The organism is Scandinavium sp. UTDF21-P1B (assembly GCF_040750395.1).
Classification (GTDB): Bacteria; Pseudomonadota; Gammaproteobacteria; order Enterobacterales; family Enterobacteriaceae; genus Scandinavium.
This window is the reverse complement of the sequence record NZ_JBFLVD010000002.1, coordinates 1-21,145: the sequence shown is the minus strand read 5'-3', so window position 1 is coordinate 21,145 and position 21,145 is coordinate 1. Positions and strand designations below refer to the sequence as shown.

Sequence of the window (21,145 nt, the reverse complement as noted above, 5' to 3'; positions counted from 1 at the left end):
CCAACGCAGATGTAACTTGAAGTATGACGGCTATAAACGTGTATAATCCCGCCCGTCTTTAATCAATGGTGACTTTTTATGTCTGCTTTATCTCCGGCAAGTGAAGTCTTGCTGCGCCACAGTGATGATTTCGAACAAAGCCGCATTCTGTTTGCCGGTGATCTGCAGGATGACCTGCCCGCTCGTCTGGATACCGCCTTTAGCCGCGCCCATACGCAACAGTTTCACCACTGGCAGGTGCTGAGCCGCCAGATGGGCGAGAACGTGCGCTTCAGCCTGACGGCGGAAGCCGCCGACGTGGCCGACTGTGACACGCTGATTTACTACTGGCCGAAAAACAAGCCCGAGGCGCTGTACCAGCTGACCAATATTCTGTCGCTGCTGCCGGTGGGCACCGATATTTTTGTCGTCGGTGAAAACCGCAGCGGCGTGCGCAGCGCCGAGCAAATGCTCGCGGAATTCGCTCCGTTGAATAAAGTCGACAGCGCTCGCCGCTGTGGCCTTTACCATGGTCGACTGGAAAAGCAGCCGTCGTTTAACGCCGAAGGTTACTGGGGCGAATATCAGCTCGACGGCCTGACCATTAAAACCCTGCCGGGTGTCTTCAGTCGCGATGGTCTGGACGTTGGCAGCCAGCTACTGCTTTCCACCCTGACGCCGCACACCAAAGGCAAAGTGCTGGACGTCGGCTGTGGCGCGGGCGTTCTGGCGACCGTACTGGCGAGCCATTCGCCAAAAGTTCGCCTGACGCTATGCGACGTGAGCGCACCTGCGGTAGAAGCCAGCCGTGCAACGCTTGCTGCGAACGAACTTGAAGGCGAAGTTTTTGCCAGCAACGTTTTCTCCGAAGTCACCGGCCGCTTCGATATGATCATCTCCAACCCGCCGTTCCACGACGGGCTGCAGACCAGCCTGGAAGCCGCACAGCAGCTGATTCGCGGCGCGGTGCGTCATCTGAACAGCGGCGGCGAGCTGCGAATCGTGGCCAACGCCTTCCTGCCTTACCCGAAAGTGCTGGATGAAGTCTTTGGCTTCCACGAAGTGATTGCCCAGACGGGCCGCTTCAAAGTCTACCGCACGGTAATGACCCGTCAGGCGAAAAAATAATCTTTACCCACCCTGCAGGCTCTACCCTGCGGGGATTTTCCCTCTCTTTTCTCCGTTCCGTTAAAGCGCCCAATTTTAGAGCGATCGGCAAATTCGGCTGCAATTAACTGTTGACGAAAACCCTGAATCCACTAGAATGCGCCTCCGTAGTAGCGATTCTTTACAGAGTCGATGGTATGCGAAGGTGGCGGAATTGGTAGACGCGCTAGCTTCAGGTGTTAGTGTCCTTACGGATGTGGGGGTTCGAGTCCCCCCCCTCGCACCATATACTACGAAGATATTGCTCACACTGGGCGAAGGTGGCGGAATTGGTAGACGCGCTAGCTTCAGGTGTTAGTGTCCTTACGGATGTGGGGGTTCGAGTCCCCCCCCTCGCACCAAAGAGGGCAATATCACGATAAGATTTCTGTGCGAAGGTGGCGGAATTGGTAGACGCGCTAGCTTCAGGTGTTAGTGTCCTTAGGATGTGGGGGTTCGAGTCCCCCCCCTCGCACCAGCATTCTTATCCCTCTCTCTTCTCTCCCTGTTTTCTTACTGTCCCATCAGCTTTAAATTCATCAACACCAGCATCATGCCGCCGATAAGCGCAAACGCCGATGGCAGTAAAACGAAATGCCGCAGCTGTCGATGCCAGATCATGATGCAGGAAAGCAGCAGGCCCATGGCAATCAGGCCCCGCCAGATATCGGCAGACAGGCCCGCAAAAGCCAACCCGGCCAAAACTACGCCAGGAATCAGCACCCCCCATCCACTGCCCAACGCCCGTTGCAACATGGTGTCAGCTCTCAATCCGATAATGATAACCAATATCATATGATAATTTTTATCATTTGCAAGTTCCTGCCGGAAACCGTCGCACTCTTTACTTGCATGCTGATGACAGTACTGTCGGAAGGTGATAAATTGCGAGAAAAATCCGAATAGATTAGCGATCCTGATATTTTCATGCGCCTCGTTCCCGCGTGAGAATTGTCATTCCTGATCGCCGGCATCTCTCTGACCGTATAATAAATAAAGATTTCCTCACATGACATCAAAATCCTGGCGTTCACTGCGCATTAAAAAATATCAGTTTTCACTACGCCTGTTTTTATTTCTTAATTTAACATCTTCACTATTTTCCATGCTGAGTCCGGTCTATCACGTGGCGGCGATAACCCTGCCGCTGATGCTGATCATGCTGACCAGCACCGGATTGCTGCTGGGTCATTGGGCATGGGCGGAAAGAAAAATCAATATTCCTGCCATCTCCATTCTTTTTGGCTGTTTATGGGCATGGCACATTGCAGTCAAATCCCCGTTAATGCCTCAACCCCAATTTAACTATCTGGTGATTGCGTTATTAAGCGTGCTGTTTATCGGCGCCATTGCTTTTTCTAATAATATCATTGCTTTTACGCTGCATTCATTGCCGGTGCTTATCACTTGTCTGGTGCTTGGCGACGGCGATCAGTGGCTGCGGATGATTTATTACTTCGCCCTGCCCGTTATCGGTATCGCCATTCAGAGCGTGATTCAAAAGCGTAACGACAATTTTGCCCATGGGTTGATGTACAAGCTGCTGGAAGAGCGCCAGACCCTGAACGATCTGAGTATGCTCGACCCGCTGACTGGCCTCTACAACCGCCGCGGCCTGCAAAATCGACTGGAAACGTTGATGACGCTGGATGCCAGCGATCATTACGTGCTGCTGCTCGATATCGACTACTTCAAAGCCTACAACGATCATTATGGCCATATGATGGGGGATCAGGCGCTGATTCAGGTCTCCGCGGCCATTCGAAATGCCGTGCGTTCGAGAGACGTTGTGACCCGCTATGGCGGTGAAGAATTTATGGTACTGCTGACCTCGACAACGCCCGAATGCGCAATGCAAACTGCAGAGCGCATTCGTCAGCGAGTGTACGACCTGAAAATCCCTCATATGTTTAACCACAGCGTAGCCACCAACGTGACGGTGAGCATCGGGATCGCTCCACTGGTGGGAGAAGACATTGAAGACGCGCTGACCAAAGCCGACAAAGCGCTGTATGAAGCCAAGCATCTTGGCCGCAACAACATTCTGTCGAGCGCTACGCTACAGAATGCGTAATAGCAAGCTTTGAGCGGCAGCTAGCATGAAATGTGTTGCGATTCCCTGTAGCTACAGCTAGGATTAGCAATCATTATCATTTAGATTTGTATCCCGTTCACACATGGCCTTACGTTCCGCACCGATTACCGGCGATCTTATCTGGCGAGCCCCGCTCTTCAGCCATGAGCCCGTTCTGGCACAGTCCGTGCGGGACAGCATTGCGGAGCATCGCCCGCATCTGCTCGATTTTATCCATCTTGATGAGCCTCATCCGCATCACGCCATGACGCTGGCAGAGTGGTCTCGCGGCAGCGAACTGACTTCCCTGATGGCGTGCTATGCCGATCATATCTACCGTAATCAACCCAGCCAGAAGCGTGAAAATAAGCCGCTGCTATCCCTTTGGGCACAGTGGTATATCGGTTTACAGGTTCCGCCGCTGATGCTGGCGCTGCTCACCGAAAAGCGCGCACTCAGCCTGTCTGCGGAACATTTTCACGTGGAGTTCCATGAAACCGGACGCGCCGCCAGCTTCTGGGTCGACGTCCATCAGGATCATGCCCTGACGCAGCGCTCTTCGCTGCACAGAATGGAAAGCCTCATCACGCAGACGATCATGCCCGTCATCGATGCGCTGGAAGCCACCGGGGAGATTAACGGCAAGCTCATCTGGAGCAACACCGGCTATCTCATGAACTGGTATCTTGGCGAGATGAAAACGCTTCTGGGCGATGAGCAGGTTAACGCGCTGCGTCAGCATCTGTTCTTTGCTAAACAGTTTTCAGACGGATGCGATAACCCGCTGTGGCGCACCGTGGTCCTGCGGGATGGCCTGCTGGTACGACGCACCTGCTGCCAGCGCTATCGCCTTCCCGACGTTCAGCAGTGCGGTGACTGCACGCTAAAATAACCTTCTGCTAACAGCAAAAAGCCCCGGTAACGTTACGCTACCGGGGCTTTGTTATTTCAGGACAGATTACGCCGCTTGTTCAGTCTCTTCAGACGAGCGCTGTGCTTCTTCCGCTTCCTGTGCCAGCAGCTGCTTCTCGTAGACTTTGAAGAACGGGAAGTAAATGATGGCGGAGACGCAGGCCAGCACCACCACCAGGATGACCGCACGGAAATCCCAGCCGAGGGCCCAGGCCGCACCAACTGGCGCAGGCGCAGTCCACGGCACTACGGAGATGACGCGCCCAATCAGATCAAGCTTCATTGCCGCCCAGGCAAGCGTGGCGTTCACCATCGGGGCCAGCAGGAACGGGATAAAGAAGACCGGGTTCATCACAATCGGCGTACCGAAAATAACCGGTTCGTTGATGTTAAAGATGCTTGGCACCACGCCCAGACGACCGATGGAACGCAGGTGCGCGGACTTACTGCGCAGGTAGCAGAACACCAGTCCCATGGTGGCACCAGAGCCGCCGATCACGATGAAGAAGGTCCAGAACGCTTCCATAAAAATATGCGGCAGCGGTGCGCCCTGTGCCAGCGCAGTCTGGTTCAGGCCCAGGTTTGTCAGCCAGAACATTTGCAGCATACCGGAGACGATAGCAGCGCCGTGGATCCCCGCAAACCACAGCAGGTGGCCAATCAGCACGGCCAGCAGAATGGCCGGCAGGGAATCCGCCGCGGACACCAGCGGTTTAAAGATGGACATGATCGCCTGTGGGATCAGCATATCGAACTGGCTCTGAATAAACAGGCTCAGCGGATACAGCGTCAGCACCACGACCAGCACCGGAATCAGCAGGTCGAAGGAGTTCTTAATCATCGGCGGCACCTGATCCGGCAGGCGAATACCGATATTGCGAACCTTAAGGAATCGCATCATCTCCACGCAGTAGACGGCCACCAGGATAGCGGTGAAGATCCCGGTACCACCGAGGCTATGAACGGGTAGCGTACCGTCCGTCTTCGGTGCCGCAACCAGCAGGAACGCCATGATAGACAGCATAGAGGCCATGAACGGATCAAGCTGAGCGCTCTTTTCATAATGCTTGCCGAGGTTATAGGCAATGGCGGCGCAGATGTAGATGGACATAATGCCCATCGTCATATCGAACGGCGTCAGGATACGGCCTTCAAATTGCTTAGCCATGTCCAGCCACGCGCGGGCAAAGCCCCAGGTGGTATCCGGCGAGAAAGGCGGGTAAGCAAACACCAGCAGGAAGGAGCCGACAATCATGAATGGCATCGCAGAGATAAAGCCATCACGGATTGCCATGACGTGGCGCTGGGACGAAATTCGCCCGGCGACAGGACTGACGTAGTTTTCTACAAAGCGGAATATCAGATTAAACGCAGCATGGTTAGCAGACATAGCAGCTCTCCTGACGGGCTATAGACGTTAGCACAGCAACGGTTAGTGTGCCGTGATGTGCAATCCTGAACTGTGAGTTCACTACCACGCCGGGGTGTTGGCCCGATTGACAGCAGATAACGTTACATTTCATACACGGCTCTTATTTTTTAGCGATACAGAGGAAGTTACGCATCCAGTATGAATCGGCTTCAACCGTTCCTGCAACCGGTTACTGTAACCGGTTGCAGTGAATGTGAGGGGGATCGTGAAATCCATGAAATGAAGGGATTACGCTTACTCTTATTTACAGCGGAATTCGCCTGTGACAGATTGATTTTGTCTACGTCAGGAGAGAACGATGAGTCTGCAAACCGTACGGCAATTTTTCGCTGATCGCGCGCCGGATATTGAGATTATAGAACTAAATCAGAGTACTGCGACCGTGGCGCTCGCCGCCGCAGCGCACAACGTTGCGCCGGGTCAGATAGCCAAAACGCTCTCACTCAAAGTGAAAGATGAAGTGATTCTTGTGGTCGCAAAAGGCGATGCTCGTCTCGACAATAAAAAGCTGAAATCGGCCTTTGGCGCAAAAGCCCGCATGCTGAGCAGTGACGAAGTGGTCACCTGGACCGGTCATCCGGTGGGTGGCGTCTGCCCTTTCGGTCTTGAAAACCCGCTGACGGTTTACTGCGATATCTCTTTAAAGACCTTCGATGAGGTTCTCCCGGCGGCGGGCGCTACGCACAGTGCAGTACGTATTTCCCCTGAACGCCTGGCCGAACTGACTGATGCCACCTGGATTGACGTCTGCCTTTAGGCGCCGTTCGTCAACGGCAGCGGCAGATAGTCCAGAACGTCTGCCGCACATATGAGCCAGGCGTCACTTTTTACGCCCAGCTTGCTCATGACGTTAAACTTGTGCGCGCGAATGGTTTTGATATTGCGCCCCATCTGAGCAGTAATTTCAGGTGTGGAATATCCCCTGCCCATATAATGCAGGATCCTGCGCTCCGTGGGGCTCAATCCATGAGCATTGGTGCCTTGAACCAGGGTCTGCCGGTGCTCTTGCTTCATTACCGAATGAATCTGGGCGCCAAGCTGCTCCATTGATGAGGACTGGCAGAGCACAGCATGCAGCGCAACGGGCAGCAGGGGCTGAATAAAGCTGGCTTGCCTCTCGTTCTCAGCCAGCAAAACCCTTTTGGTCTCAGGTAGCGCAGCGGCCAGTCGGGAAAGAAAGTGGCCACTTTGCTGGCGCGAATAGCGTCCTCCCGCAACGGAATAGATAACGATGTCATACGATTGATGTCCGCATTGTGAAAACCACACCTGTCCGCTGCTGAAAAATCGAAGCTTATAAATTCCCCCCTCTAAAGCGGAAAAGAGATGCTGTAAACCCAGCGTCGTCATGCCACAGCTGTCAATCACCGCAACACGCCTGCTTTTGGCATATTGTTCCATTCTTCAGCCTCTCTCCACGACGTCATCGGCTCAGTGCTTCATCTCCTGAACCGCGGCAAATCCGCAAAGAGAGGCGCTGATGAAGTAACCCCGTTCGCCCTGTTGACGAATCGCAGTAATAAGTGCTGCAACGAGATCTTTTTTCCCTGTGATTTTTACTATGCTGAGCGCATCGCGCCTTATTTAATAAATATTATGGATATGCTTTTGTGAATTATTAAATATTTCAGGAAATCTCTACCCTCAATTATTAAGAACTTTTTCCCAATACACGTGTTATATATCACCCGAACAGGCAAAGTTGCGCTGAATAAAAATCAGTACGATCAGACTAGCATAATAAACATGACTGTTTCAATAACACGCTATTCCGCCAAACACTAACAAGCATCCGTAAATACATTTAATTATTATGTATTTCCTTTATTCATTCTTTTCCTGAATATTCCAGGTGAGGTTCCGACATAGCGACGAAAAAAAACGAGAGGAGCAGGTTGCACCACTAAACCCTGACTAATCAGACCGTTGTGTGATCGGCATGCTGGCGTATTGTAAATTACACTTTCCCTCAAATATTAACCGATAATGTAACGCGTTCAATGTATTGCCGTTGTGAAATTCCCGGCATAAATATTTTTATTGCGTCACAGAAATTCCGGCCTCAAGGGCATATTCGGATGCGGAAAGGTGTTCGCGGAGGTGGTCCTCAAAGAAGGGCATAAATCGTGCTCTTTTCAACAATCTTGCAAAAGTGTGGAGCGGTTCAAAAAACGCTCAACGCGCACCTGAGGTTTGCAGATAATTTGATCTCGCCGGGCCATAGCCCGCGCGGGCTTCAGGTAAAACCGGAGATCAGGCCTGACATTGAGTGAACAAGACCCGCCGTTATGGAAGCCGATCGCACTGAGCAAAGAAAAGTCACCCGGTTATGCATTCAGTGCGCGCTGCTGCTGTTGCAACACGGAGCAGAAAGCGCGCTGGTGGAAGAACTTTCCACGCGCCTTGGGCTGGCGCTGGGCATGGACAGCGTGGAAAGCGCCATCTCTTCCAACGCCATCGTGTTGACCACGCTGCTCGACGGAGAGTGTCTGACGTCGACCCGCAAGAACAACGATCGTGGTATTAACATGCACGTCGTCACGGAGGTGCAGCACATCGTCATTATGGTGGAGCACAAACTGCTGGATGCAAGGGACATTGAAAAACGCTTCTCGCAGATCAAGCCGTTGCGCTACCCACGTTGGCTGGTGGTCACCCTGGTTGGCCTCTCCTGTGCCTGCTTCTGCAAGCTCAACAACGGCGGCTGGGACGGTGCATTTATCACCTTCTGCGCCAGCACGATCGCCATGTACATTCGTCAGGTGCTGACCCACCGATCGATGCACCCGCAAATCAACTTCTGCATCACCGCTTTTGTGGCAACGACCGTCTCCGGGCTGATGCTGCGCCTGCCGCTTTTCCAGCAAACCTCCACGGTGGCGATGGCCGCCAGCGTTCTGCTGCTGGTGCCGGGTTTCCCGCTGATCAACGCCGTCGCCGACATGTTTAAAGGCCATATCAACACCGGGCTTGCCCGCTGGGCTATCGCCAGCCTGCTGACCCTCGCCACCTGCATCGGCGTGGTGATGGCAATGACGCTGTGGGGGCTACGAGGATGGGCATAATCGAATTTGTACTGGCGCTGCTACAGGACATGCTGCTGTCCGCCATTCCCGCCGTAGGGTTTGCGATGGTCTTTAACGTACCGCACCGCGCGCTGGCCTGGTGCGCACTGCTGGGTGCGATTGGCCATGGCTCCAGAATGCTCCTTATGCAGGCGGGCATGAACATCGAATGGGCAACGTTTATCGCCTCAATGCTGGTTGGCAGTATTGGCATTCAGTGGTCACGCTGGTATCTGGCGCACCCAAAAATTTTTACCGTCGCTGCGGTGATCCCCATGTTCCCCGGTATCTCAGCCTACACCGCGATGATCTCCGCCGTGAAAATCAGCCACTTTGGCTACAGCACCGAGCTGATGGTGATGCTGCTGGAGAACTTCCTCAAGGCCACGTCGATTGTCGGCGCGCTTTCGGTGGGACTCTCCATTCCGGGGCTCTGGCTGTACCGGAAACGCCCTCGCGTGTGAGCGAGCACCTTGAACTCTCCTCGCAGACACGGGTCTGTGCTACTATCAGCCCATAGTGTGCCCGTCGTTGTCCTGTTTGAGTAATAGCTATGTCCTCCAGAATTCTGACCTCCAGCGTCATTGGGATCGATGCCTTTTTGCACGATCCTGATGGTGTATTAAAGAATGCCGAAAGCGGTGCCGTCGCGGTGTTTGCTAATAATGCGCCTGCGTTTTACGCCATTGCGCCCACGCGCCTGGAACAGCTGCTGGAGCTGGAAGCCCGCCTTTCTCGTCCCGGCAGCGACGTCATGCTTGACGGTCAGCTCTTTGATGAGCCGGTTACCGCACCGGTAGCGGTGCCGATGGGTAAATTTGCGATGTATGCAGACTGGCAGCCGGATGCCGACTTCCAGCGCATGGCCGCGCTGTGGGGCATCGCGCTTACCCAGCCCGCTACGCCGGAAGAGCTGGCGTCTTTCACCGCATACTGGCAGGCAGAAGGTAAAGTATTCCATCACGTGCAGTGGCAGCAAAAGCTGGCGCGCAGCCTGCAAATTGGCCGGGCCAGCAACGGCGGACAGCCGAAGCGCGATCTCAACACGCTCTCCGAGCCAGACAACCAAATTCCCCCGGGCTTTCGAGGTTAACGATGAAGAACGTTGGCGATTTAATGCAGCGCCTGCAAAAGATAATGCCGAAACACATCGAACCGGCATTCAAAACCGGCGAAGAACTGCTGGCGTGGCAAAAAGAGCAAGGACAGCTGCGCTCTGCGGCGCTTGAGCGTGAAAACCGGGCGATGAAGATGCAGCGCACCTTTAACCGTTCGGGCATTCGCCCGCTGCATCAGAACTGCTCCTTCGACAACTACCGCGTGGAGTGCGACGGTCAGATGAACGCGCTGTCAAAAGCGCGCCAGTACGTCGAAGAGTTTGACGGCAACATCGCGAGCTTTATTTTTTCCGGCAAGCCCGGCACCGGTAAAAACCATCTGGCCGCCGCTATCTGTAATGAACTGCTGCTGCGCGGCAAATCCGTGTTGATCATTACCGTCGCCGACATCATGTCCGCGATGAAAGATACCTTCACCAACCGGGAAACCACGGAAGAACAGCTGCTGAACGATCTCAGCAACGTCGATCTGCTGGTGATCGACGAGATTGGCGTACAGACCGAATCCCGCTACGAAAAAGTGATCATCAATCAGATCGTTGACCGCCGTTCATCTTCCAAACGCCCTACCGGCATGCTCACCAACAGCAATATGGACGACATGAACAAGCTGCTGGGAGAACGCGTAATGGACAGAATGCGCCTTGGCAACAGCTTGTGGGTCATCTTCAACTGGGACAGCTACCGCAGCCGCGTCACAGGCAAAGAGTATTAAGATTTATCCCAGCCCGGTCAGCGCTATACTGGCCGGGTTTCCGTTTAACCAGGTCAATCTTATGAAAATTGCTAAACGTCTTCTGTGTTCCGCCGCGCTGACCAGCGCCCTGCTCTCCACCAGCACCTTTGCGCTTTCCCTGAGCGATACGCTCTCCAGCGCCGCCAGCGAACTGAGCGGTTCTGGCTCAGGTTCCTCTCAGGGCGGAATGTCGATGTCATCGCTGACCAGCCTGCTTAACGGCGGCAGCAAAGGACTGAGCGCCGACAACATGAACAACGCCGCGGGCATTCTCAGCTACTGCGCCAAGCAGAAGCTGACCTCCGTGACCAACGCCGATAACGTAAAAAATCAGGTACTCGATAAGCTCGGCCTGAACACCGCGCCGGAACAGAAAGCCGATACCAACTACATGGACGGCATCCAGGGCCTGCTCAACGCCCAGAATGGCCAGCAGCTCAATCTGAGCGCTCTGGGTGATACCCCGTTAGGAAAACAAGTCAAAACCAAGGCTTGCGATCTGGTGCTGAAGCAAGGCGTTAATTTCCTCTCCTGATCGGCGACAAACACCCGCGTACCCTGGCGGTGCGCGGGTTAAAAATCGTCCACTTCTGATACAAATCTGAAACACAGCACATTTTAATGACGCTACAATTGCAGCATTATTGCACTGCAATTACAGTGTACGGTCAAAATTTAAGTATCTGGTCAGCAAATGACCAGGCTGACTGAGGATGTGCTGTGTCTGAGCTTGTTTCAATTGCTCTGTTTTTCGCTTCCGTCGTTATCTACGCATGGAAAGCGGGCCGAAACACCTGGTGGTTTGCCTCCACCCTGACGGTGCTTGGCCTGTTTGTGGTCCTGAACCTGACCCTCTACGCCAGCGACTATTTTACCGGCGACGGCATCAACGACGCCGTGCTTTATACGCTCACCAACAGCCTGACCGGCGCAGGTATCAGCAAGTATATTCTGCCCGGCATAGGGCTGGTGCTGGCACTGGTGCTGGTTTTCGGCGGACTCGGCTGGGTGCTGCGCCGCCGCCGCCATCATCCTCATCACTTCGGCTACAGCGTGCTGGCGCTGGGGCTTGCGCTGGCCTCCGTCGATGCGAGCCCGGCATTCCGTCAGATAACTGAGCTGGTGAAATCTCAGTCTCGCGACGGCGATCCGGATTTTGCCGCGTATTACAAAGAGCCGTCGAAAACCATTCCGAACCCTAAGCTGAACCTGGTTTACATCTACGGTGAAAGCCTCGAGCGCACCTATTTTGACAACGATGCCTTCCCGAACCTGACCCCGGAACTCGGCAAGCTGAAAGATGACAGCATCGATTTCAGCCACACCATGCAGCTGCCGGGCACCGATTACACAATCGCGGGAATGGTCGCCTCGCAGTGCGGCATCCCGCTGTTCGCGCCGTTTGAAGGCAACGCTTCCGCGTCGGTATCGAGCTTCTTCCCGCAGAACATCTGCCTTGGCGACATCCTGAAAAACTCCGGCTACCAGAACTACTTCGTGCAGGGCGCAAACCTGCGTTTCGCCGGCAAAGACGTGTTCCTGCAATCCCACGGATTCGATCATCTCTATGGCGCGGAGGAGCTGAAAGCCACCGTTGCCGACCCGAACTACCGCAACGACTGGGGCTTCTATGACGACACCGTCCTCGACGAAGTGTGGAAAAAATACGAAGACCTGTCGAAATCCGGCCAGCGCTTCTCGCTGTTCACCCTGACCGTCGACACCCATCATCCGGACGGATTTATCTCCCGCTCCTGCAATCGCAAGAAATATGAGATTGACGGCAAAACCAATCAATCCTTCAGCGCGGTCACCTGTAGCCAGGAGCACATTGCGGCGCTAATCGAAAAGATAAAAGCCTCGCCGTACTTTAAAAACACGGTCATCGTCGTCTCTTCCGATCACCTGGCGATGAAAAATACCGCCTGGGATTACCTCAACAAGCAGGATCGCAACGATCTGTTCTTCGTCATACGCGGCGACAAGCCACAGCAGGAAGTGATGGGCGTGAAGCGCAGCACCATGGATAACGGCGCGACGGTGCTCGATATTCTCGGCGGCGATAACTTCATTGGCCTGGGCCGCAGCAGCCTTTCCGGCCAGTCGCTGGCGGAAGTGTTCCTCAACATGAAAGAGAAGGTGCTGGCCTGGAAGCCGGACATCATTCGCCTGTGGAACTTCCCGAAATCGATCAAGGATTACACCATCGACCAGCAGAAAGGGATGATCGCATTCTCCGGCTCACACTTCCGCCTGCCGCTGCTGCTGCGGGTGTCCGACAACCGCGTCGAGCCGCTGCCGGAAAGCGAATATTCCGCCCCGCTGCGCTACCAGTTGGCGGACTTCGCCCCGCGCGACAACTTTATGTGGATTGACCGCTGCTACAAGATGGGCCAGCTATGGGCACAGGAATTTGCGCTCTCTACCGACTGGTGCGTATCTCAGGGCCAGCTTGGCGGCGAGCAAATCGTGCAGCACGTTGATAAAGCCCAGTGGAAAGGCAAGGCCGCATTCAAAGACACGGTCATCGACATGGAGCGCTACAAAGGCAACGTCGATACGCTGAAAATCGTCGACAACGACATTCGCTACAAAGCGGACAGCTTCGTCTTCAACGTGGCGGGCGCGCCGGAAGAGGTCAAACAGTTCAGCGGCATCTCGCGCCCGGAAAGCTGGGGCCGCTGGTCGAATGCGCAGTTGGGCAACGAAGTGAAGATTGAGTACAAGGAACCGCTGCCGCCGAAGTTTGATCTGGTGATCGTCGCGAAAGCCTTTGGTCCAAACGCCAACAAACCGATCCCGGTTCGCGTAGGCAACAGCGAGCAGACGTTGACGCTCGGCAACGACGTCACCACCACCACGCTGCATTTCGACAATCCGACGGGCAGCAACCTGCTGACCATCGTCCCGCCGGATCCGCAGACCACCAACGAGGGCAATATCCTCGGCCATTCCCCGCGCCAGCTGGGGATTGGCATGGTGGAAATAAAAGTGGTGAAATCAGAAGGATAATCCCAGGGGAGCACAGGCTCCCCTTTCTTTTGGCAGAACGCATGAAACCGATCATTATTCGCCCCACACAAACTGCCGATGTGCCTTTGCTGCCTGCGATTGAACGCGCTGCGGCGCAGGCTTTTCTCGTTCTTCCCGAGCTGGCCTGGCTGGCTGAAGGTGACGGCATCTGTGAGGAAGAACATCGTCAGTTCGTGAGCACAGGAAAGAGCTTCATTGCGCTGGAGGGTACGATACCTGCTGGCTTTTTACTGGCGGAACGGCTGGATAACGCCCTCTATATCGTGGAACTCTCTGTCGCTCAGCATGCGCAAAATCAGGGGATTGGCCGCCAGATCATCCATTTTCTGGCAGAGCGAGCACGTGATGAAGGTTACCCGGCACTGACGCTGACCACCTTCAAAGCGGTGCCGTGGAATGCCCCTTTTTATGCTCGCCTGGGATTTGAGAACATTGAGGAAGCTCAGCTCACGCCGGGTTTACGGCAGAAGCTGGAAAATGAAGCAGCGCATGGGCTGCAACGAGAAACTCGCTGCGCCATGCGCAAGATTTTATAACGTCTTTGCCTGGCCTGTACGCGTAGGCCGGGTAAGGCGAAGCCGCCACCCGGCACTTTCACACTCAGAACGTTTCCCAGTTATCACCGCTTTCTGTCACTGCGGCTTTACGCAGCATCGGAGCCGGAGCGCTGGCTTTTACCACTGAAGCTTCACGTTTTGCCGCAAGCTGCGACTGCTGAATGCGGAACACCGCCACCGCCTGGGTCAGACGGCTCGCCTGCTCTTCCAGCGCGGCCGCAGCGGAAGCAGATTCTTCCACCAGCGAGGCGTTCTGCTGCGTGACGCGATCCATTTCAGCCACCGCCAGACCGACCTGATCGATACCGCGGCTTTGTTCATCAGACGCGGAGGCAATTTCCCCCATGATATCGGTCACGCGCGTAACGGCATTGACGATCTCTTCCATAGTCTCACCCGCGCTTTCGACAAGCGTGGAGCCCAGATCGACGCGGCTCACTGAGTCCTCAATCAGGCTCTTGATTTCACGAGCGGCCTGGGCGCTGCGCTGGGCGAGGTTACGCACCTCTCCCGCAACAACCGCAAATCCACGGCCCTGCTCGCCCGCACGCGCCGCTTCAACCGCGGCGTTCAACGCCAGGATGTTAGTCTGGAAGGCAATACCGTCGATCACGCTGATAATATCGGCAATTTTCTGCGAACTCCCGGCGATATCGCGCATAGTCTGCACCACGTTATCGACCACTTTACCGCCCTTCTGCGCGGTTTCCGACGCGCTCAGCGCCAGATGGCTCGCCTGACGGGCGTTCTCGGCGTTCTGCTTCACCGTCGCGGTCAGCTCTTCCATGCTCGCCGCCGTCTCTTCCAGGGAAGCGGCCTGCTGCTCGGTACGCGAGGAGAGATCGTTGTTACCCATCGCAATTTCGCTGGCGCCGCTGTAGATCGCGTCCGCGCCATTGCGCACTTCACCGACGGTCCGCACCAGCTCACTTTGCATATGGCGCAGGGAATCGGCCAACTGGCCCATTTCGTTGCTGCCCTGCACGTCGATAGGCTTCACCAGATCGCCACCGGCAATATGACGAATGCTGTCGATAACGCGCGTCAGCGGCTGGATCAGCGCTTTGTGGATGCCGAACCAGACGGCAACGATCACCGCCAGCACCGCCGCCAGCACGCCGATCAGCACCCAGATAGCCTGGTCGTAAGAGCCGCTGTTATCTTTTACCGCCAGTTCGTACAGATGATCGTTCTGCGCCAGGTAGTCGACGTAGGCTTTCTCAAACCCGTCCTGATAACCCTGGGTTGGCTGGTCGAAGAAGTCGTTGATTTTCCCGGCCCCAAGCAGCTGAATCAGCTCCGCCAGTGCGCCGTGGTAAATGTCGTAATTGCGTTTAATATCGAGCGTCGCCGCCTCGCTCTGACGCGGATCGCGCGGCAGAGACTCGTACTCCGCCCAGCGTTTTTCCGCCTCATCCAGCGACTTACTGGCGATCTGCATCAGATCCGCCACGGTCGCACCGCTGCCGATGTGGTTCTGATCCATCATATAGCGGATCCCGGCGCGGTTAAGGGTGTTACGGGTTTGCAGAAGCGCCACCCAGCTGCCGTTCAGCGTGGACTGCTGCTGGCGAATGGTTTGCAGGACGGTGAAGTTCTCTTTGTCGTGCTTCAGCGCGTTAAAGAACAGGCCGCCGGATGTCAGTTGTAAAAGGCCGAAAAGGACCAAAACCAGCACGAGGCTGGTGACAATTTTAATACGGTTTAGCATTTTTTCTCTTTCCTGAGCGAAGGTCTCTGGTTGATCGGCCTGGAAAGCAAAAACTTTAAAGAAAATCCTGTTGCATAAGGCGAAGCGGTACTTCGAATCCTCTGATTAATGCAGACTCACTCCGCACAGCCCAGTGTGACGCCCATCACATTTATTTATTATTCAGTCGGTTACTCCAACCGCTTACCCGCGCAGATGACCGTTTAACATCCGATACGGCCGCTCGCTGATTTTCCTCCCGCTGCGCGCGCGTGGCTCTGGCACCATAAGTCCAGCATCAATACCTCCAGGTGCAGTTCCAGTACTCAACTCATTCTTATAAACGCCAGGTTTTTAACTATGGATATGAAGAAACTTCTCAAGCATGTGCCGTGGGCCATTATCGGGATTATCGGGGCATTCTGCCTGTCGGTGGTCGCCCTGCGCCGCGGTGAACATGTCAGTGCTCTGTGGATCGTGGTCGCTTCCGTCTCGGTCTATCTGGTGGCTTATCGCTACTACAGCCTTTACATCGCCCAGAAGGTGATGAAACTCGACGAGAGCCGCGCCACGCCTGCGGTGATCAACAACGATGGTCTGAACTACGTACCGACTAACCGCTACGTGCTGTTCGGCCACCACTTTGCCGCTATCGCAGGCGCAGGTCCGCTGGTCGGCCCTGTGCTCGCGGCCCAAATGGGCTACCTGCCGGGCACGCTGTGGCTGCTGGCGGGCGTCGTGCTGGCGGGGGCGGTGCAGGACTTTATGGTGCTGTTTATCTCCTCGCGCCGTAACGGTTCGTCTCTGGGCGAAATGGTGAAAGAGGAAATGGGCCGCGTGCCGGGCTCCATCGCCCTGTTCGGCTGCTTCCTGATTATGATCATCATCCTCGCGGTGCTGGCGCTGATCGTGGTGAAAGCTCTGGCCGAAAGCCCGTGGGGCGTGTTCACCGTCTGCTCCACCGTGCCGATTGCGCTGTTTATGGGCATCTACATGCGCTTTATTCGCCCGGGACGCGTGGGCGAAGTGTCGGTCATCGGCATCGTGCTGCTGGTTGCCTCCATCTGGTTCGGTGGCGTGATTGCCCACGACCCGTACTGGGGCCCGGCGCTGACCTTCAAAGACACCACCATCACCTTCGCACTGATTGGCTACGCGTTTGTTTCTGCGCTGCTGCCGGTGTGGCTGATTCTGGCCCCGCGTGACTATCTCGCCACCTTCCTGAAAATCGGCGTTATCGTCGGCCTGGCGCTGGGGATCGTTATCCTCAACCCTGAGCTGAAAATGCCTGCGGTTACGCAGTATATCGACGGTACCGGCCCGCTGTGGAAGGGCGCGATGTTCCCGTTCCTGTTTATCACCATCGCCTGCGGTGCGGTGTCTGGTTTCCATGCGCTGATCTCCTCCGGCACCACGCCGAAGCTGCTGGCAAATGAGAAAGACGCCCGCCTGATTGGCTATGGCGCGATGCTGATGGAGTCCTTCGTGGCGATCATGGCGCTGGTTGCGGCGTCCATTATCGAACCGGGCCTGTACTTCGCGATGAACACCCCGCCTGCGGGCCTCGGCATCACCATGCCAAACCTGCATGAGATGGGCGGTGAGAACGCCGCGATGATCATGGCGCAGCTGAAAGACGCGAGCATTCACGCCGCGGCAACCGTCAGCTCCTGGGGCTTCGTGATTTCGCCTGAGCAGATCATGCAGACCGCGAAAGATATCGGCGAACCTTCCGTACTGAACCGCGCAGGTGGCGCACCTACGCTGGCAGTAGGTATCGCGCACGTGTTCCACAAAGTGCTGCCGTGGGCGGACATGGGCTTCTGGTACCACTTCGGTATTCTGTTCGAAGCGCTGTTTATCCTCACCGCGCTGGATGCCGGTACGCGTGCGGGCCGCTTCATGTTGCAGGACCTGCTCGGCAACTTCGTGCCGTTCCTGAAGAAAACCGACTCACTGGTGGCAGGTATTCTGGGCACGGCGGGCTGCGTGGGTCTGTGGGGCTACCTGCTTTATCAGGGCGTGGTTGACCCACTCGGCGGCGTGAAGAGCCTGTGGCCGCTGTTCGGCATCTCTAACCAGATGCTGGCCGCCGTGGCGCTGGTGCTCGGCACCGTCGTGCTGGTGAAAATGAAGCGTACCAAATACATCTGGGTAACGGTTGTCCCGGCGCTGTGGCTGCTGCTGTGCACCACCTGGGCGCTTGGCCTGAAGCTGTTCAGCACCAACCCGCAGCTGGAAGGCTTCTTCTTTATGGCGAACCAGTACAAAGAGAAGATTGCTAACGGCAGCACAGACCTTACCGCGCAGCAGATTGCCAACATGAACCATATCGTGGTGAACAACTACACTAACGCGGGTCTGAGCATTCTGTTCCTGGTGGTGGTCTACAGCATCATCTTCTACGGCATTAAGACCTGGATGAAGGCCCGCAACATCGACTCGCGTACCGACAAAGAGACGCCATATGTGCCGGTACCTGAGGGTGGCGTGAAGACCTCTTCACATCATTAATTACTGTTATCCCCCTCTCCCTAACCCTCTCCCTCGGGGAGAGGGAACTGCATCGTGCGGTCTTCTCCCTCTCCCACAGGGAAAGGGAACTGCATCGTGTGGTCTTCTCCCTCTCCCACAGGGAAAGGGAACTGCATCGTGTGGTCTTCTCCCTCTCCCACAGGGAAAGGGAACTGCATCGTGTGGTCTTCTCCCTCTCCCTTTGGGAGAGGGCCGGGGAGAGGGAAATCGCCCGACCTGCATCACAACATCGGGCTTCATCATTTCTGGACAGCACAATGTTTGGTAACTTAGGGCAGGCAAAAAAATACCTCGGCCAGGCGGCGAAGATGCTGATTGGCATCCCGGACTACGACAACTACGTCGAACACATGCAGACCAACCATCCAGACAAGCCGTACATGACCTACGAAGAATTCTTCCGCGAGCGCCAGCAGGCGCGCTACGGCGGCAGTGGAGAAGGCGGCATGCGCTGCTGCTAAAGGAGAAACGATGACCCAGATTGCAGTCACCCTGCTGACCGGATTTCTCGGCGCAGGCAAAACCACCCTGCTGCGCCACATCCTCGACGAACAGCACGGCTTTAAAATTGCCGTCATTGAAAACGAATTCGGCGAAGTCTCGATAGATACCCAACTGATCGGCGACCGCGCCACGCAGATCAAAACCCTCACTAACGGCTGCATCTGCTGCAGTAAATCTAACGAACTGGAAGACGCGCTACTGGATCTGCTCGACGCCCGCGATCGCGGTGATATCGAGTTTGATCGGCTGATCATCGAATGCACCGGCATGGCCGATCCCGGTCCGATTGTGCAGACCTTTTTCTCCCACGAGATCCTCTGCGAGCGCTATCTGCTGGACGGCGTGATCGCCCTGGTTGACGCCGTACACGCCGAAGATCAGATGAATCAGTTCACCCTGGCGCAGTCCCAGGTGGGCTATGCCGATCGGATCCTGCTGACCAAAACCGACGTCGCAGGCGATACCCAAAAGCTGCGCGAACGTCTGGCCCGTATCAATGCCCGCGCGCCGATCCACACCGTCACGCACGGCGAGATCGACCTGAATCAGCTGTTTAACACCAACGGCTTTATGCTCGAAGAAAACGTTATCCAGCCGAAGCCGCGCTTTCACTTTATGGCGGAAAAGCAGAACGACATCTCATCGATTGTGGTGGAGCTGGATTACCCGGTGGACATCAGCGACGTCTCCCGCGTGATGGAAAACCTGCTGCTTGATTTCGCCGATAAGCTGCTGCGCTACAAAGGCATGCTATGGATTGACGGCGAGCCGAATCGTCTGCTGTTCCAGGGTGTCCAGCGCCTCTACAGCGCCGACTGGGACCGCCCATGGGGCGAAGAACCGCCGCACAGCACGATGGTGTTTATCGGCGTGCAACTGCCTGAGGATGAGATTCGGGCGGCTTTTGCGGGGTTGAAGCGCTGACAGAGGGCGTAGTTTACTCCCTCTCCCTTTGGGAGAGGGGTGGGGAGAGGGGATCAGGCCGCACAACCTTTACATCAACGGCTCCGGCAGCGTCACCACCCAAAGCTCGCTGTCCGACTCCGGTTTTTCCAGCGGCTTAATGCCGATCGTCGTGGCAACCCCTTCACCGTCGACGGTCAGCTTACCCTGATCGTTAACCCGATAATCCTTCAGCTTTTTGCTCTCAACCGGATCCTTCAGCGTGGTCTTCACGCCAAAGTCGTTGTCATTCGCCACGGCGATCGTTTTGCTGTCGATCAGCGCCAGGCCTTCGGCTTTCTCCTGCTGCCAGCCGAGCTTGCGCAGATCGACGGCCAGCGTTTTCGACGCTAACTGGATCCCGCGCTTCGCCAGCTTATCGGCATCATCAAATTCCGGATACTCACCCGGCTTATCGAACGCCGCCAGGTCGCTGGCCTTGCTCAGGTCGACCTTATAGACGTTATTGCGCATCACGTCGTGCTTATCGCCGCCCTGCTCTATCAACAGAATGTGCTGATTATCCAGCGCCACGATGTCGCCGATTTTGGCATCGCTGTTCTTGCTGTAGACGTCGTCAATCGGGTAGCCGTACATCGCCGTTTTGCCGTTCGCCGGGTCGAAGCTCACCAGACGGGTGAACAGCGCTTTTTTCTTACTCTTGCCGTCGATGTCCAGCGTGCTTTGCACCGCCGCGATAATGCGACCGTCCGGCATCCGCGTGATGCCTTCAAAGCCGCGGTTCGGCTGGCGCCACTTGATGATATTCGGCAAGCCGCCCGCAATTGCTTTTTCGCCAGCCTGCGCCTGTGGGCCATGCATGACGAGGATCTTGCCCGTCGCGTCGATGTTGATCAGGAACGGACCGTATTCATCACACAGCCAGAAGCCGCCTTTGCCATCGGGCGTGATGCCTTCGGTATCCAGCCCACGATTATCGCCAGTGAGGCTTTTCAGCGTGTCGCTGAGCGCCACTTCATTCGTCGAGCCGATCACATCACTCTGTAATGGCAGGCCGTTAATCTGGCCCTTGTCGTCATGCAACGCGCGAACATCCGCTGCCTGTGCCTTACCGTTTTCCACGCGAATGGATAGCAGCAGCGGCGCAAACTCTGGTGTGACGAAAATCTTCGCTTCCTGCTTGCCGACGTTCGGCGCATCCGCGTTCGGGCCGCGATCCGTCACCGTCGCAAACGTCAGCGCGTCGCCCTGCTTGCCGGTAAATAGCAGTCCAGAACCAATGCCAACAGGCAACCCATTCGGAAACGCTGAAGCAAATGCTCCGCTGTATTTCACGTGTGAGCCTTCCGGGAAGCTCACCACATAGCGTTCTGCGGTAGGTTCCGCAGCGTGGGCCTGTAAAGCGAAGGTGGTGAATAAAGCCAGAGGAATTAATTTGAGTGAATCGCCACAGGTTTAACA

The 21,145-nt window shown here is 55.7% G+C and carries 19 protein-coding genes and 3 tRNA genes; 17 read left to right on the top strand and 5 right to left on the bottom strand.

Translation table 11 applies throughout. The features are described 5' to 3' along the window. Positions 1-78: 78 nt before the first annotated feature. The 4 genes from rsmC (at position 79) to AB1287_RS01010 (ending at position 1,603) form a co-directional block, all read left to right on the top strand. Positions 79-1,107 carry a 16S rRNA (guanine(1207)-N(2))-methyltransferase RsmC gene (gene rsmC, locus AB1287_RS01025; RefSeq protein WP_312629923.1) on the top strand — a complete coding sequence of 343 codons (1,029 nt, stop codon included), beginning with the start codon at positions 79-81 and terminating at the stop codon, positions 1,105-1,107. A gap of 178 nt (positions 1,108-1,285) precedes the next feature. Continuing rightward, positions 1,286-1,372, top strand: a tRNA-Leu gene (locus tag AB1287_RS01020). Between the two features lie 28 nt (positions 1,373-1,400). Further along, positions 1,401-1,487, top strand: a tRNA-Leu gene (locus AB1287_RS01015). Between the two features lie 30 nt (positions 1,488-1,517). Next, positions 1,518-1,603: transfer RNA gene (locus AB1287_RS01010), tRNA-Leu, on the top strand. Positions 1,604-1,638: 35 nt separating this feature from the next. Here AB1287_RS01010 and AB1287_RS01005 read toward each other — a convergent pair. Then, positions 1,639-1,920: a DUF1435 domain-containing protein gene (locus tag AB1287_RS01005; protein WP_435616684.1), complete on the bottom strand. Its 282-nt coding sequence runs from the start codon at positions 1,918-1,920 to the stop codon at positions 1,639-1,641. A 214-nt stretch (positions 1,921-2,134) separates the two neighbouring features. Between AB1287_RS01005 and AB1287_RS01000 the strand changes: the two genes are divergently transcribed. Then, a complete protein-coding gene (locus AB1287_RS01000; protein ID WP_435616683.1) occupies positions 2,135-3,199 on the top strand; it encodes a GGDEF domain-containing protein in 1,065 nt (354 codons plus the stop codon). 103 nt (positions 3,200-3,302) lie between these two features. Beyond that, complete coding sequence (gene fhuF, locus AB1287_RS00995; protein WP_435616682.1) at positions 3,303-4,091, top strand: siderophore-iron reductase FhuF; 789 nt, start codon at positions 3,303-3,305, stop codon at positions 4,089-4,091. A gap of 66 nt (positions 4,092-4,157) precedes the next feature. On the opposite strand, the gene AB1287_RS00990 is transcribed toward fhuF, so the two are convergent. Further along, positions 4,158-5,501 (bottom strand): PTS sugar transporter subunit IIC, encoded by a 1,344-nt coding sequence (locus AB1287_RS00990; RefSeq protein ID WP_312629772.1) that lies wholly within the window; start codon positions 5,499-5,501, stop codon positions 4,158-4,160. A 340-nt stretch (positions 5,502-5,841) separates the two neighbouring features. On the opposite strand from AB1287_RS00990, the gene AB1287_RS00985 reads away from it, so the two are divergent. Then, complete coding sequence (locus AB1287_RS00985; RefSeq protein ID WP_312629773.1) at positions 5,842-6,300, top strand: YbaK/EbsC family protein; 459 nt, start codon at positions 5,842-5,844, stop codon at positions 6,298-6,300. Here the strand turns inward: AB1287_RS00985 and bglJ are convergent. After that, entirely contained in the window at positions 6,297-6,944 is a 648-nt protein-coding gene (bglJ, locus tag AB1287_RS00980; protein WP_435616681.1) for a DNA-binding transcriptional activator BglJ, read from the bottom strand. The two genes, AB1287_RS00985 and bglJ, sit on opposite strands and share 4 nt — an antisense overlap. Before the next feature lie 887 nt (positions 6,945-7,831). On the opposite strand from bglJ, the gene AB1287_RS00975 reads away from it, so the two are divergent. The 7 genes from AB1287_RS00975 to AB1287_RS00945 all read left to right on the top strand — a co-directional run bounded on the left by AB1287_RS00975 (position 7,832) and on the right by AB1287_RS00945 (position 14,031). Next, positions 7,832-8,608: a threonine/serine exporter ThrE family protein gene (locus AB1287_RS00975; RefSeq protein ID WP_435616680.1), complete on the top strand. Its 777-nt coding sequence runs from the start codon at positions 7,832-7,834 to the stop codon at positions 8,606-8,608. Continuing rightward, positions 8,599-9,072, top strand: a complete 474-nt coding sequence (locus tag AB1287_RS00970; RefSeq protein WP_312629776.1) for a threonine/serine exporter — start codon at positions 8,599-8,601, stop codon at positions 9,070-9,072. The genes AB1287_RS00975 and AB1287_RS00970 overlap by 10 nt, the downstream gene beginning before the upstream one ends. An 89-nt stretch (positions 9,073-9,161) precedes the next feature. Then, a complete protein-coding gene (dnaT, locus tag AB1287_RS00965) occupies positions 9,162-9,701 on the top strand; it encodes a primosomal protein DnaT (protein ID WP_312629777.1) in 540 nt (179 codons plus the stop codon). 2 nt (positions 9,702-9,703) lie between these two features. Next, positions 9,704-10,441, top strand: a complete 738-nt coding sequence (gene dnaC / locus AB1287_RS00960) for a DNA replication protein DnaC (protein WP_435616679.1) — start codon at positions 9,704-9,706, stop codon at positions 10,439-10,441. A 61-nt stretch (positions 10,442-10,502) separates the two neighbouring features. After that, on the top strand, positions 10,503-10,997 hold the full coding sequence (locus tag AB1287_RS00955; RefSeq protein WP_312629781.1) for a DUF2501 domain-containing protein: 495 nt from the start codon (positions 10,503-10,505) through the stop codon (positions 10,995-10,997). Between the two features lie 185 nt (positions 10,998-11,182). Further along, positions 11,183-13,474 (top strand): phosphatidylglycerol--membrane-oligosaccharide glycerophosphotransferase, encoded by a 2,292-nt coding sequence (gene opgB, locus AB1287_RS00950; RefSeq protein WP_435616678.1) that lies wholly within the window; start codon positions 11,183-11,185, stop codon positions 13,472-13,474. A 41-nt stretch (positions 13,475-13,515) separates the two neighbouring features. Continuing rightward, positions 13,516-14,031 (top strand): GNAT family N-acetyltransferase, encoded by a 516-nt coding sequence (locus tag AB1287_RS00945; RefSeq protein ID WP_435616677.1) that lies wholly within the window; start codon positions 13,516-13,518, stop codon positions 14,029-14,031. A 64-nt stretch (positions 14,032-14,095) separates the two neighbouring features. Here the strand turns inward: AB1287_RS00945 and tsr are convergent, their stop codons facing one another. Beyond that, positions 14,096-15,763 carry a methyl-accepting chemotaxis protein gene (gene tsr / locus AB1287_RS00940; protein WP_435616676.1) on the bottom strand — a complete coding sequence of 556 codons (1,668 nt, stop codon included), beginning with the start codon at positions 15,761-15,763 and terminating at the stop codon, positions 14,096-14,098. A 339-nt stretch (positions 15,764-16,102) separates the two neighbouring features. Between tsr and AB1287_RS00935 the strand changes: the two genes are divergently transcribed. From AB1287_RS00935 to yjiA, 3 genes are all read left to right on the top strand, one after another. Further along, positions 16,103-18,256, top strand: a complete 2,154-nt coding sequence (locus AB1287_RS00935) for a carbon starvation CstA family protein (RefSeq protein WP_435616675.1) — start codon at positions 16,103-16,105, stop codon at positions 18,254-18,256. A 278-nt stretch (positions 18,257-18,534) separates the two neighbouring features. After that, the gene (locus AB1287_RS00930; RefSeq protein ID WP_312629788.1) at positions 18,535-18,738 is read left to right on the top strand and encodes a YbdD/YjiX family protein; all 204 of its coding nucleotides are present in this window, start codon (positions 18,535-18,537) and stop codon (positions 18,736-18,738) included. A 10-nt stretch (positions 18,739-18,748) separates the two neighbouring features. Next, the gene (gene yjiA, locus AB1287_RS00925; protein WP_435616674.1) at positions 18,749-19,705 is read left to right on the top strand and encodes a GTPase; all 957 of its coding nucleotides are present in this window, start codon (positions 18,749-18,751) and stop codon (positions 19,703-19,705) included. Between the two features lie 69 nt (positions 19,706-19,774). On the opposite strand, the gene AB1287_RS00920 is transcribed toward yjiA, so the two are convergent. Beyond that, positions 19,775-21,115: an esterase-like activity of phytase family protein gene (locus AB1287_RS00920; protein ID WP_435616755.1), complete on the bottom strand. Its 1,341-nt coding sequence runs from the start codon at positions 21,113-21,115 to the stop codon at positions 19,775-19,777. Positions 21,116-21,145 lie beyond the last annotated feature (30 nt).

Bases quoted from the DNA above. Each gene is read 5' to 3' on its own strand.
- tsr (WP_435616676.1), bottom strand. From the start codon at position 15,763: ATGCTAAACCGTATTAAAATTGTCACCAGCCTCGTGCTGGTTTTGGTC.
- AB1287_RS01000 (WP_435616683.1), top strand. From the start codon at position 2,135: ATGACATCAAAATCCTGGCGTTCACTGCGCATTAAAAAATATCAGTTT.
- fhuF (WP_435616682.1), top strand. From the start codon at position 3,303: ATGGCCTTACGTTCCGCACCGATTACCGGCGATCTTATCTGGCGAGCC.
- dnaT (WP_312629777.1), top strand. From the start codon at position 9,162: ATGTCCTCCAGAATTCTGACCTCCAGCGTCATTGGGATCGATGCCTTT.
- yjiA (WP_435616674.1), top strand. From the start codon at position 18,749: ATGACCCAGATTGCAGTCACCCTGCTGACCGGATTTCTCGGCGCAGGC.
- AB1287_RS00970 (WP_312629776.1), top strand. From the start codon at position 8,599: ATGGGCATAATCGAATTTGTACTGGCGCTGCTACAGGACATGCTGCTG.
- AB1287_RS00955 (WP_312629781.1), top strand. From the start codon at position 10,503: ATGAAAATTGCTAAACGTCTTCTGTGTTCCGCCGCGCTGACCAGCGCC.
- AB1287_RS00975 (WP_435616680.1), top strand. From the start codon at position 7,832: ATGGAAGCCGATCGCACTGAGCAAAGAAAAGTCACCCGGTTATGCATT.
- bglJ (WP_435616681.1), bottom strand. From the start codon at position 6,944: ATGGAACAATATGCCAAAAGCAGGCGTGTTGCGGTGATTGACAGCTGT.
- AB1287_RS00935 (WP_435616675.1), top strand. From the start codon at position 16,103: ATGGATATGAAGAAACTTCTCAAGCATGTGCCGTGGGCCATTATCGGG.
- AB1287_RS00985 (WP_312629773.1), top strand. From the start codon at position 5,842: ATGAGTCTGCAAACCGTACGGCAATTTTTCGCTGATCGCGCGCCGGAT.
- AB1287_RS01005 (WP_435616684.1), bottom strand. From the start codon at position 1,920: ATGATATTGGTTATCATTATCGGATTGAGAGCTGACACCATGTTGCAA.
- dnaC (WP_435616679.1), top strand. From the start codon at position 9,704: ATGAAGAACGTTGGCGATTTAATGCAGCGCCTGCAAAAGATAATGCCG.
- AB1287_RS00930 (WP_312629788.1), top strand. From the start codon at position 18,535: ATGTTTGGTAACTTAGGGCAGGCAAAAAAATACCTCGGCCAGGCGGCG.
- rsmC (WP_312629923.1), top strand. From the start codon at position 79: ATGTCTGCTTTATCTCCGGCAAGTGAAGTCTTGCTGCGCCACAGTGAT.
- AB1287_RS00945 (WP_435616677.1), top strand. From the start codon at position 13,516: ATGAAACCGATCATTATTCGCCCCACACAAACTGCCGATGTGCCTTTG.
- AB1287_RS00990 (WP_312629772.1), bottom strand. From the start codon at position 5,501: ATGTCTGCTAACCATGCTGCGTTTAATCTGATATTCCGCTTTGTAGAA.